Origin of the sequence: Clostridium chromiireducens (assembly GCF_002029255.1) — a bacterium.
In the GTDB taxonomy this organism is placed as follows: domain Bacteria; phylum Bacillota; class Clostridia; order Clostridiales; family Clostridiaceae; genus Clostridium; species Clostridium chromiireducens.
Map to the genome: position 1 here is coordinate 18,490 of NZ_MZGT01000020.1, position 13,022 is coordinate 31,511.

The 13,022-nt window shown below is 30.9% G+C and carries 12 protein-coding genes and 1 riboswitch; all 12 genes read right to left on the reverse strand.

The window, feature by feature from the left end; translation table 11 throughout:
* Positions 1-2: 2 nt before the first annotated feature.
* A complete protein-coding gene (locus CLCHR_RS08845; protein WP_079439343.1) occupies positions 3-878 on the reverse strand; it encodes a 50S ribosomal protein L11 methyltransferase in 876 nt (291 codons plus the stop codon).
* Between the two features lie 84 nt (positions 879-962).
* Positions 963-2,186 carry an FprA family A-type flavoprotein gene (locus tag CLCHR_RS08850; RefSeq protein ID WP_079439344.1) on the reverse strand — a complete coding sequence of 408 codons (1,224 nt, stop codon included), beginning with the start codon at positions 2,184-2,186 and terminating at the stop codon, positions 963-965.
* Positions 2,187-2,725: 539 nt separating this feature from the next.
* Complete coding sequence (locus tag CLCHR_RS08855; protein WP_079439345.1) at positions 2,726-2,980, reverse strand: hypothetical protein; 255 nt, start codon at positions 2,978-2,980, stop codon at positions 2,726-2,728.
* A 212-nt stretch (positions 2,981-3,192) separates the two neighbouring features.
* Positions 3,193-3,675, reverse strand: a complete 483-nt coding sequence (locus CLCHR_RS08860) for a PTS sugar transporter subunit IIA (protein WP_079439346.1) — start codon at positions 3,673-3,675, stop codon at positions 3,193-3,195.
* An 8-nt stretch (positions 3,676-3,683) separates the two neighbouring features.
* Positions 3,684-5,012, reverse strand: coding sequence for a 6-phospho-alpha-glucosidase (locus CLCHR_RS08865; protein ID WP_079439347.1), 1,329 nt, complete (start codon positions 5,010-5,012; stop codon positions 3,684-3,686).
* A gap of 21 nt (positions 5,013-5,033) precedes the next feature.
* Positions 5,034-6,629, reverse strand: coding sequence for a PTS transporter subunit EIIC (locus tag CLCHR_RS08870; protein ID WP_079439348.1), 1,596 nt, complete (start codon positions 6,627-6,629; stop codon positions 5,034-5,036).
* Between the two features lie 190 nt (positions 6,630-6,819).
* Positions 6,820-7,545, reverse strand: coding sequence for a MurR/RpiR family transcriptional regulator (locus CLCHR_RS08875; protein WP_079439349.1), 726 nt, complete (start codon positions 7,543-7,545; stop codon positions 6,820-6,822).
* A 274-nt stretch (positions 7,546-7,819) separates the two neighbouring features.
* Positions 7,820-8,458 carry a thiamine phosphate synthase gene (gene thiE / locus CLCHR_RS08880; RefSeq protein WP_079439350.1) on the reverse strand — a complete coding sequence of 213 codons (639 nt, stop codon included), beginning with the start codon at positions 8,456-8,458 and terminating at the stop codon, positions 7,820-7,822.
* A 20-nt stretch (positions 8,459-8,478) separates the two neighbouring features.
* Positions 8,479-9,312, reverse strand: coding sequence for a hydroxyethylthiazole kinase (gene thiM / locus CLCHR_RS08885; protein WP_079439351.1), 834 nt, complete (start codon positions 9,310-9,312; stop codon positions 8,479-8,481).
* A 476-nt stretch (positions 9,313-9,788) separates the two neighbouring features.
* The gene (thiC, locus tag CLCHR_RS08890) at positions 9,789-11,099 is read right to left on the reverse strand and encodes a phosphomethylpyrimidine synthase ThiC (RefSeq protein WP_079439352.1); all 1,311 of its coding nucleotides are present in this window, start codon (positions 11,097-11,099) and stop codon (positions 9,789-9,791) included.
* Between the two features lie 114 nt (positions 11,100-11,213).
* Positions 11,214-12,023 carry a bifunctional hydroxymethylpyrimidine kinase/phosphomethylpyrimidine kinase gene (thiD, locus tag CLCHR_RS08895; RefSeq protein ID WP_079439353.1) on the reverse strand — a complete coding sequence of 270 codons (810 nt, stop codon included), beginning with the start codon at positions 12,021-12,023 and terminating at the stop codon, positions 11,214-11,216.
* Positions 12,024-12,076: 53 nt separating this feature from the next.
* Positions 12,077-12,616 (reverse strand): energy coupling factor transporter S component ThiW, encoded by a 540-nt coding sequence (thiW, locus tag CLCHR_RS08900; RefSeq protein ID WP_079439354.1) that lies wholly within the window; start codon positions 12,614-12,616, stop codon positions 12,077-12,079.
* Positions 12,617-12,775: 159 nt separating this feature from the next.
* Positions 12,776-12,886: riboswitch (TPP riboswitch) on the reverse strand.
* Positions 12,887-13,022 lie beyond the last annotated feature (136 nt).

Sequence of the window (13,022 nt, forward strand, 5' to 3'; positions counted from 1 at the left end):
TTTTAAGCTCCTTTTTTTAGAATCATAGTTACCCATTCATTCGTTTTAGTACTCTTTAAAAGATTATATCCTTGAACTTCAAGTTCATGAAGCACCTTGTCACTGCTCCATTCCACTAATCCAGATACAAATAACGTCCCACTATCTTTTATAACATTATTAATTAGCTCCATAGATGATAATGTTTCCTCTCCACCAATATTAATAAATACTACGTCGAATTTATCATTAACACCTGAATTCTTGGAAGTAACATCTGCTACAACAACTTCTATATTGTCAATATTATTAAGGCGTGCATTATGTAAAACCTCAGCAGTCACATCTCTTATGTCCAGCGCTACTATATGTTCTGAATTCTTTAATCCAGCAGCTATACTTAATATCCCTGATCCTGTACCTAAATCAAGTATGGTCTTACCTGAAAAGTCTTTTTCTAATATATATCTAAGTAAATCCTGTGTTGTTTCATGTAACCCTGTACCAAAGGACCCTTGAGACTCAAAATTAATTTTCATCTTATTATCATCAACAATTTCATTAGGTTCAGCAATTATCCATCCATTATTTAAATCAACAGGCTCAAAAGGCTGCTGCCAATTATCTTCTTTTAACTCAGATAAAGTTATATTTTCTTCTATATCTAGGACTTCTCTAATTTTATCAATACATCTATTACATTCATCTATACTTTCGCTTTCTGGATAAACCTTTAAGTCTACAAATTCATTTTCTTTTTCATAAAACCCATAACCATTAGAATCAACAGTTACCTGATAAGGTGCATCATAATAAGTTGAGACTAAACCTATTGTTATAAGCTTATCTAATACAGTTTCAATTTCAGAATAATTTACTGGAAATGATATTTCAAACATAACTTCACCTCTATATTTTTTTAATTTTACCACAATTAAAATTAGGACTTATATAATAAGTCCTAACATAAATAGCAATCACTATTAATTTTTACTCAGATTCTCCTTATTTAGAAGTAAGAATCCAAAATTATAACCATACTCATAAGCCTCTGTTAATTCATTATCACTTGGTTTAAATTTAACTCTGAATCCTTCATCAACAACCTTCATTCTAAGTTGTTTTAGTCTTTCTATAATATGAGGAACACCTTCTCCGCTCCATCCATAGCTTCCAAAAGCACTTGCAAGTTTATTAGCATGAGTTCTTGCAAAGATGGAAGTAGTTAAATCCCAAATTGGCTTTAATGCTTCACCTACTATTGTTGGAGTACCAAATAAAATACCATCTGCAAATTCAAGTTCTTCAAGTACTTTTTCTTGATCAGACTCTACCATATCGTAAAGTCTAACATCTACATCTCCACTAGCCTTAATTCCTTCAGCTATCTTGAATGCTAATTCCTTCGTATATCCATAAGCGCTTACATATGGGATGATAACAGTTTTTCTTGGATTTGGATTAGGAACGTTAGACCATTTCTTATAGTATTCCATTATTTCATCTATTCTGCAGTCAACTACTGGACCGTGTCCTGTACAAATCATATTAATTTCTAAATCTTTAATTCTATCTAAAGCTTTAATCATAAATGGATTTTTGAACGGCCCAATAATGCAATCAAAGTAATACTTAAGAGCTCTTAAATATCCATCATTATCTTCAAGCTTACTTAATAAAATTCCATCAAAACTATAGTGAGAACCGAAAGAGTCACACGTAACTAAAGTTTTATCTTCTTCTATGTATGTATACATTGTATCAGGCCAGTGTAAATTTGGTACTGACATGAAACGTAAAGTCCTATCACCTAAATCTAATGTTTCATTTTCTTTTACTATTCTGTTTTTAAAATCTCTATTTACTATATTCTTTAAGAATCCTATAGCAACTTGACTTCCAATAATCTCGATATTAGGATTTATTTCAATAAGCTTTTCTATGCTTCCTGCATGATCTGGCTCAGTATGATTTACCACAATATAATCAATATCTTTGACATCAACTAATTGACTTAACGCTTTTAAATATCCATCAAAGAATTTTACCTTTGCTGTTTCAAATAGCACTGTCTTTTCACTTGTTTTAAGTAAATATGAATTATAAGAAGTCCCAAATTCTGTTTCCATTATAATGTCAAAAACTCTTAAATTAGCATCTAATACCCCTGTCCAGTATAGATTCTTTTTTAGCTCCAATATTTCCATCTAAAATCCCTCCTAGTATAATTAATCCACATGAAAATATTATACATCTTTTTAGCATAAACAGGTTAAATTTTTCACAAAAACATTTTAATAATTTACTATCTTCTTAGATTCTAAACCTATTTACAATGTGATTTAGCTGCTTAGCAATTTCAGATTGATTTCATGCAATTTTTGATACTTGCTCTATAGATCTTGTTGTTTAACAGATTCTTTCTCTAATTGTCTCAGTATTCTCAGAAAACTTTTGTGCTGTCTCTGCAGTATTTTGAACTGCTTCACTTACTTGTGTCATTGTTGCTGTAAGTTCTTCTGTCATAGATGCTATTTCATCAGATATCTTTGTAACACAATCTGCATCTTCATAATATTTCTCTCCAGCTTTAGCTACATCAATAGCTGCATTAAGAACTAACAGATTAGTTCGCTCTAAAAATAGTATCAGCTATTACTTTTATGTTATTTATTATCTTTCCATCTTAAATTGATTTTAATCCTTTTTCTTTTTCCTCACTATATAGTTTTTTTGTTTCTTCTGTTCATGTAATTCCTTTATTTCTAACTTCTATGGCTCTTTCCTTTGATTTACTTGCAACATTCCTTCCTTCTAATGCTTTATTAGATAATACGTTTATACCAGGATCTACCTCTTGTGCTGGAGCACTTATTTTTTCTGATTCTGCACTCGTCTCTTGTATATCATTTGCTATATTGTTATTAACTATTTCAATATTTTCTGTTTTTTTATATATTGAAATTATTTTTATAATGGTTTTTTCTTGAATTAAGTTCACTTGTTTTATTTTCGCAAATTAAAGTTAATTTTTCATAGTCTCCAATCTTATATAACCTATTGCTTATGTTGCTTGTGCTAAAAAATAAATTATTTAAAATACTTTAATCGTACTATTAATAGGTTTTAACTTAACTTTTACATAATAATATAATGTAAAATCTATTTATAAAAACAAGCCCCCCAAAAAAGAAGAGCTTGCTTATTAATTAACTACTTATATTCTAGTAAAATACTTTCTTCTACTTTCATAACTTTTCCAATATGAGAGTTTAAGACTTCATGTTCATTGGAGTTCGTGATGATAAGCATCGTAATATCATCTATTGATTTTTCTTTTAGTGACTCCTTGTTAAACTCTAGAAGAAGGTCTCCCTTTTTTACTCGTTTTTCTTCTTCACAGTGCAAAATGAATCCTTCCCCTTTTAAATGTACTGTATCAAGTCCAACATGTATGAGAATTTCCATATTATCATCTGTTTTAATTCCTATTGCATGCTTACTTTCTTTCATTATCGTAACTATATCTCCATCACATGGTGAAAAAATTTTATTGTCATTGGGCTTAATTGCTATACCATCCCCCATCATCTTCTGTGAAAATACTTCATCCTTTACATCTTTTAAATCTACACTTACACCATTAGCAAATGCATACAACCTTTTATTCTTTTTTTTACTAAATATATTAAACATACATTCTCCTATTTTAAATCTGGCCAATATTCTTTATTAGCCTCAATCATATCATCTAAAATCTGTTTTGCTACAAATGCAGATGGAATTGTTTTGTTCATAGTAAATGCCATAAGTGCTTTTTCATATGAGCCTTCAATAGCCGCCTCAACTACCAGTTTTTCTGATGCTTCTTGTTGTTCAATTATTCCTTTATAGAAAGTTGGTATTTCTCCTACACGTATTGGTTCTGGTCCATCTTTAGTTATATATGCAGGTACTTCTACCATAGCATCGTCAGGTAAGTTTTTTATTGCCCCATTGTTTTCTACCATAACTAAATGTCTCTTTCTTGAATCAAAAGCTAAGCTCATAGCAACTTCAACGATAAATTCTCCATGCACTCCAGTAAAGAATTGTGTAAGATCAATTTGCCCTGTAGCATTATATTGATCTACAGCATCAAATATCTTCTTCTCTCTTCCTTCCATTACTTCATTAGCTCTAGTATGATTTTTATCTGCTTCTTTTACAATTCTATCTCCTAAAAGATAATATTGCATATACGTATTTGGAAGATATTTAGGGAACATTTGCATTATATGTTTAGCATTCTCAAATGTATGAAGCCATGATGCATCATTATGTCTTACTTCACTTCTTGAATCTGGAGGAATATAACCATATTCCTTTACATATGCTTTTAATTCCTCAGTTTTATCTTCACCACTAACTCTAATTTTTGTAAACCACCCAAAGTGATTTAATCCAAAATAATCTGCCTCTATATCATGTCTATCACAATCTAAGATATTAGCCATATTTCTCATAATTGCAACTGGCATATCACAGATATTTAAAATCCTTGCATTTGGTCTTAACTTATACATAGCTTTTGCTACAATAGCTGCTGGATTAGAATAATTAACAATCCAATAATTTTTATTTGCATATTTTTCACAAAAATCTATCATTTCCACCATGGGATATATTGTTCTTAATCCATACGCTAGTCCTCCAGGACCACATGTTTCTTGACCAACCACATCATATTTTAGTGGAATTTTTTCGTCTTGTTCTCTCATTTTATATAATCCAACACGCATTTGAGCAAAAACAAAATCTGCATCTTTAAATCCTTCTTCTGGATCAGTTGTAAGAACAAGTTTTACCTCTGGATCAAACATTTCTACTACTTTCTTTACTATCACTCCTACTTTATTTTGACGTTCCGCATTTATATCATATAATCTTAATTCTGATATTTTAAACTCCTCTTTCTTTGAAAGTAAACTCTTTACAATCCCTGGTGTATATGTGCTTCCTCCACCTACTATTACTAATTTAAATTTTTTCATTTTAATGATTCCTCCTTGATTTTATTCTACTCTGTCTAATGCTTCATCTACTATTGTTCTAATTTTATTAATTGAAAGGCCATATACAACTTGTATATTATTTCCTTTTTTCACAACACCTGCTGCACCTGTTCCTTTTAAAGCTTCTTCATCAATTAGGCTATTATCTACAACATCTACTCTAAGCCTTGAAAAACAATTTTCTACTGTTACTATATTTGCTTTTCCACCTAATGCTTTAATTATTGTTAGTGCTTTTTCATCATCGTTATTAGCTTTACTATTATTTTTATTTTCCGATTTCATATCTTGCTTAACTTTTGCTGCATTTTCATTTAAATCAATTACAGCATCTGTACCATTCTCTTCTCTTCCAGGTGTTCTTAAATTCATCTTCTCAATCATAAATTTGAACACTAGGAAAATCACAACTATTTCAACTAATCCCACTAATATATACACAGGCCAATGAGTTTTGCCTATACCCGCTGGCAAGTTTATTACTAGAAAATCTAATATTCCATTAGTTGCACATACTCTTACATTTAATAGGTATACAAACATTTGGAATAATCCATCAATCACTGAATAAACAAACCATAATAATGGTGCCGCAAAAATAAATGTAAATTCTAATGGTTCTGTAATACCTGCAATTACTGCTGTTAATGTTGATGGTATTAATTGTGCTTTTAAATTACTACGCTTTGCTTTTTTAGCAGTGAAGTAAAATGCTAAGGCAACTCCAATTACACCAAAAGTTTTAACTAATCCGTATGTTAAAAATCTTGCTGAATCAGGCATAATAGAGATTGTTGAATCATTAAGCAATGCTAGAAAAACTGGCTTTGCTCCAATTACATTTTGGCCATTTATTATCATCTGATCACCAACTGCTGAATATAGGAATGGAGACCAAATTAAATGATGTAAGCCTGTTGGAACTAAGAATCTATTTAGAAATCCATAAACAAATACTCCAGCTGCCCCTGCAGAACTCATAAATCCAGTAAGAGCTGTAATTCCAGCAGCTATTGTAGGCCAGATATATGTAGTACCAATGCTTAATATCGCTACTACCGGAATCATGATAACGAATACAAATTTACTATTACCATATGGAGCCATAGCACCACGAAACTCCTTATCTATATATTTATTATGCACTACAGCTACTAGCACTCCTAGAATCATCCCTAGAAATACTCCCATATCTGTCACATGAAATCCTAGTTGGATTGTTTGTCCTGTTCCATATAAAGCTGATGCTGTATCACCTTTAATTATTTTTCCAGATAGCTCTAACCACTTACTATTCGCACCTAAAAATAGAATATATGACATAATAGAAATGAATGCTGCTTCCGCTTTTTTCTTCTTTGACATCCCCATCGCTATTCCGACACAAAACAAAATACTCAAGTTCCCCATAATCGGTGATAACATTCCATTAAAGAATTTTCCTGTTACCCAAATTACTCCACCTTCCGTTACGAATGTTTTATTAGTAAAAACTGCTGTCAGTGCAATCAACATACCAACAATAGGTAAGAATAAGACCGGTCCAATCATAGCTTTGGCAAATTTCTGCATACTATTTAAAATCTTATCTTTCATTTAAATATTCCCCTTCACTATTTATAATTTTCTTTGGTAATTACCTGTGAGAATAGAATATCATTATTAATAGCTATTGTTAATAGTTTTAGACGTTTCAGCAACATGTTGACTCAAAAGTAAACATGTTTACCTTTACATCAAAAAGAGCTATCTCACTAGTTAACCTTGAGATAGCTTTCTACATATTTTATAAATTACTCATTACCTTGTCTAGCAAATATTCCATTACAATCATTACCCTAGCATAAAAATAGTTTGCAGTAAGATTTCTATCATCTAATTCTTTATCATCTAATATCATAAAATTTAAGGTTGCTTTCTTAGCCATATGATTCTCTGACTTGCCAGTAAATGTTATAATATCTAGTTCATTTTTTGATGCATAATCAATCACTTTTGTTATACTTTCTGTTTCTCCACTTTTAGATATTCCAATAACTAAGGCCCCTCCTATTTGATTGCTGTCATATACTCCATAGGAATTTGTTTTGATGCATTTAAATCCAAGCACTAACATCTTTCTCCAAAAGAAATCTGCAATTGAATCAGAGAATCCAGTGGCCGTTATTAAAATTATATCTTCTCTATGTTTAATTAGCATAGAAATGAAATCTTCTATTTTCTTATTCTCAATTTCCGATATAAAGCTAGTTATATCGGAGGTATGTTCTTGATTATTCTCATGATTTTTTATTATAAAGTTTAAGCGATATATCATATCCACATAACCTGTATAACCTAGCTTCTTTGATAGCTTTATTATTGTTGCTGCCGATGTATAGTTAATTGTGGCAACATCTCTTACCCCTTTAGTTAAAACAGAATCGATATTAGTCAATATGTATTGCAAGACCTGTCTCTCTGTTTCTGAGAGCTTATAATTATCAGCAATTTTATAAATATCAAACTTCATATTATACCTCCACAATTATAAAGCTATTTTAATATGCTTATTCTTGATATTTTAATTCAATTTATTACAAATAATCATGATAGAATTAATAATTATTATACCTACCTTATTATAAAAATTTTTTTAACCAAAATAAGCCTCACCTAAACATGGACTTGCATATTAATTGGTCATATAAAAATTAAATTCATTCTTTATTTTACTTACTCCATAAATTTTATATAAATATATGAGGTTGAATTGATAAATTCATTTTGATTATATCTGAAAATAACTATGCTTCTCTATAACTTATAAAAATATTCTTTAATTCTTTAGTTGCCTCAGTAATATCTCTTTGGGCTATAATTGCTGAAACTATTGCAAGACCATCGATTCCCATATTTTCAAAATCTCTAACTCTATCTTTATTTATTCCACCTATCACTACTATAGGAATGGATATGTTTTCTCTTATTTTCTTTAATTCTTCCATACTAGTTGGGTTAGCATCTTTCTTTGTTCCTGTTGCATACATAGCTCCAACCCCTATATAATCTGCCCCATCTTCTTGTGCTTTTAGCGCTTGTTCTAATGATCCTGTTGAAACTCCAATTATCTTATCTTCACCTATAATTTTTCTTACAATAGTCGCTGGCATATCACTTTGACCAACATGGACTCCTGCAGCATCTACTGCAAGTGCAATATCTAGTCTATCATTTATTATTAGTGGCACATTGTACTTATCAGTAATTTCTTTTACTCTTACAGCTGTAATATAAAAATCAAGAGATGAACAATCTTTTTCCCTTAATTGAACTAATGTACATCCTCCAAGTATAGCTTGTTCTATGGCTTCTTCTAAAGTTTCTGTACTCATTAAATCTCTATCCGTTACAAGATAAATACTATAATCTATTTTAGTTTTCATAAAAATTTCCTCCAGTTTTTTTATATTTCTGTAGCCTTAGCCATATTCTTAATTACTTCTGAAGTTAAATTACTTATAGCATCTATAATTGCTATATGAAAGCTTCCCGTTCCAATTTGCCCTGCTTTTTCAAATGCAATTTCCCCTGCTATTCCCATGGACGTAATGCCTGAAACTGCTCCAAGGAAATAATCTGACCCTGCACCACAGAATGCTCCAATTAATGAAGTTGTCATGCAGCCTGTTCCTGTAACATTTGATAGCATTTTAGTCCCGTTTTCAAGTATAGCAACTCTTTCTCCATCAGATACAATGTCTGTTGCGCCTGTAATAGCTACAGTACAATTAAGCTTATTAGATAGATTCTTTGCAACATCAATTCCTTCATCACTACCTGTTTTTACATCGCTTTCAGATGCATCTACGCCTTTAGTTGAAGATTCTAGTCCACTTATAAATTTAATTTCAGACATATTTCCACGTAACACACTTATCTTAACTTCATCCAATATTCTCTTAGTAGTTGCATTTCTAAATTCTGATGCACCTGCTCCCACTGGATCAAAAACAACTGGCATATTTAATTCATTTGCTTTTTTTCCTGATACAATCATCGATTCAATAGTTCTTTCATTTAATGTGCCAATATTTATTACAAGTGCAGATGAAATTTTAGTAATATCTGCTGCTTCCTTAATATCATCAGCCATAATTGGTGATGCTCCTATTGCAAGCAAAATATTCGCGCAATCATTAACCGTAACATAATTTGTTATATTATGTACAAGTGGTTTCTTATTCCTAACCTCATCTAGTAGATTTCCTATTTTAATTGATATTTCATTATTATTCATAAATACCTTTTAGTAAGAATTTAGCTTTTAATCATTCTTACCAAAATACCTCCTTTCAAAATAAACATCAAATTTTATCAAAACAAAACTTGTATACTTTCATCTAAAAGCTTACAACAAATTCTAGAAAAATTAAACACATTTTAATATTCACATTGGCATTCTTTGTTAATAAATAGCTCCTCTAAACTATATAAATTATGCAATACCCTTTTATATTTGATATATAACCAAACGATACTTATATGTATACCCAAACAAAGAAATTAGATACATATTAGTGAAATAGGCATATAAAAATAAGCTGCCGAATGTTCTTAATAGAAGGTTGTTCCATTTTTGCTTGTCTTAATGAATATTAGGAGCATGCATAAATGGATGCAACCTTCTATTTAGAACATTCCAGCGAAATTTTTATTAGTCCTATGCAACTAATATGTATCTAATTTCGGTTTATTGGCCGTATATCATTGATTTTATTTTTTATCAAAAAGTTCTACTTTATCACCATTTAAGATTCTATTAGTAGTTCTTACTGCGCACATTTTTCCACACATAGAACAGCTATGCATATCTTCTGGCGGTACACTTTCAAAATATTCTCTAGCTTTCTTTCCATCAATAGCAATCTTAAACATCTCTTCCCAATCAAGTTTTTGACGCGCATCTGCCATAGCATTATCTCTATCTCTTGCTCCTGGAAGTCCATTAGCTATATCTGCTGCGTGTGCTGCAATTTTTGATGCAATAATTCCCTCTCTAACATCCGATAAATCTGGAAGTCTTAAATGCTCAGCTGGTGTTACATAGCAAAGGAAATTAGCCCCATGTGTTGCAGCAATAGCTCCACCTATAGCTGAAGTAATATGGTCATATCCTGGTGCAATATCTGTGACAAGAGGTCCAAGTACATAGAAAGGTGCGCCATGGCATAATCTTTTTTCAATTTGCATATTAGCTGCTATTTCATTCATAGCCATATGTCCTGGTCCTTCTATCATAACTTGTACATCTTTCGACCAAGCTCTCTTTGTTAACAAACCTAATTCTATAAGTTCAGTAATTTGTCCAGCGTCAGTTGAATCATCCAGACATCCTGGTCTCATTGCATCTCCAAGACTTATTGTTACATCGTATTCTCTAAGGATATCAAGTAACTCATCATAATATTCGTAGAATGGGTTTTCATTGCCTGTCATTTCCATCCAAGCAAATAATAAAGACCCTCCTCTAGATACTATATTTAATCTTCTTTTATCTTCTTTAAATAATGCAACAGTTCTCTTATTAATTCCGGCGTGAATAGTAACAAAATCAACTCCAGCCTTTGCATGAGCTAAAACTACATCAAGAAAATCCTTTGCTTTTATATCTAATAGATCTTTTTCAAGATATCCAATTGCATCATACATTGGAACTGTACCTATCATAGCTGGAGAATAATCAATAAGTTTTTCTCTAAACTCTTGAGTCTTTCCGTAGTTACTTAAATCCATTATCGCTTCAGCCCCGAAGTCGATTGCCATTTTCACTTTTTCCATTTCTCTGCAATAATCAACTGAATCTCCTGAAATCCCTAAGTTTACATTTATTTTTGTTCTTAATCCATCACCAATACCTTCTGGACTAAGAGATTTATGATTAATATTTGCTGGTATAGCAACCTTACCTTCTGCAACGAGTTTCATTAACTTCTCTTCTGAAATTCTTTCTTTTTCAGCTACTATTTTCATTTCCTTAGTGACAATACCTTTTTTTGCTGCTTCCATTTGTGTTTTATAACTCATTTCTTTTCTCTCCTTAAATAATAATAAATTAATTTCTGATGTATATTTTTAAGTCTCGAATATTTAAGTCATCATAATTCTTATGGATATTTGCTAATAAATGTTTTATATTTTTTACTTAGTATCAATTCCTGCTTTCTTATAAAGTTCATAAAAATGATGGGTAGGACCCACACCTTTTCCAAGCTCAAATCCATGTTCAATTGCACATGTTATATACTTTTTACCACACCTAACAGCTTCTTCAACTGTCATATTTTTAGCTAAATTTGCGGCTATAGTAGATGATAAAGTACAACCTGTTCCATGAGTATGTTTAGTATCAATTCTTTCTTGCTTCAAAATTACAAAGTCTTTTCCATCAAATAATAAATCCGTTGCTTCACCTTCTAGGTGTCCGCCCTTAACCAAAACAGCTTTTGGCCCTAGCTCTTTAAGTTTTAAAGCTGCTTCTTTCATCTCTTCTAAAGTTTCTATTTTTATCCCTAAAATTTCTTCTGCTTCTGGTAAATTTGGAGTGATTAGTGTTGCAAGTGGAAATAATTCCTTAACCAAAGTATCCTTTGCATCTCTAGATAATAAGTTAAATCCACTTTTAGAGATCATAACAGGATCTAAAACAATTACTGGTAAATCTTTAACTTTTCTTAATGCTTTAGATATAGCTTGTATAGACTCAATTTTAGAAACCATCCCTATCTTAATTACGTCTACCCTTATATCCTCAAAAATAACATTTATTTGTGCTTCAATCATATCAGGATTTATATCTTGAATTCCAAACACACCCATTGTATTCTGCGCAGTTACAGCTGTAATTACACTCATACCATAAACTCCGTTAGCTGAAAATGCCTTTAAGTCTGCTTGAATACCTGCTCCTCCACATGAATCTGAACCTGCAATAGTTAATGCTCTAAACATAAAATCACCCTTTCGTCTTATTCTACAGTTAAATTATTTCTGTATATTTATCACTAAACTTTGTGTATGTTTTTTAAATCATTGTCATATGTTGATACTTCATTATCTATTAGTATTTTACTTATCACCGGAACTTTTACAAAGAAATAAGCTATAACAGATCCTACACTACAGCTAGATATAAATGGAGTCACATATGCAAAAAGTGCTGCCTTTTTACCTAAAAGCAGTACAGCTATAGGATAGGCCAATAATGCTCCTAATATTCCAGTTCCAATTAATTCTCCAATTACAGCTATACTTGGCTTCCTAAATTTCTTATAAAGAATACCTGCAAGCAGTGCTCCTACCATACTTCCTGGAAATGCCAGCAAAGTACCAGTTCCCATAATATTTCTAATTAGTGATGCAATAAGCGCATTTAAAAGTGCATAAATTGGACCTAATGTTATTGCCCCAACTACATTTACAAAGTGTTGTATCGGAGAAATTTTAGCGCCTAAAATTGGTATTGAAAAAGTTCCAAAAATTACTGAAATACCAATTAAAACACCGCTTAATGCAATTTTTTGTGCTTTACTTTTTTCTTTCATTAAAAAACCTCCTTAAATCAATAAATTAATAAAACTTTGTGAAATAAAATTTTATTAAACCACATCTTACTGTGATTAAATGATTAACTTTGAAAGAAGTTAATTATTTTTAAGCAAAAAAAATGTATCCAAAGGGATACATTAATAAACATGTGCACAAAAAATATCAATATACTTCCCTACGTTGGTATTAACCAAATCAGGTTATAAGAGTCTAGGAAATCAATCTTTCCAATCTCAGCCAAAATATTAGCTCCCCTAGTTATTCAATTATAAAATTATCTTTCACAAGATAAAGATTATACCATTAATTGCAAATCGTCAAGTATATAATAACTTATTATTTAAAATTCGATATAGATATTTAATACAAAGCTTAGACTTATGCGATAATCCACCGAAAGTA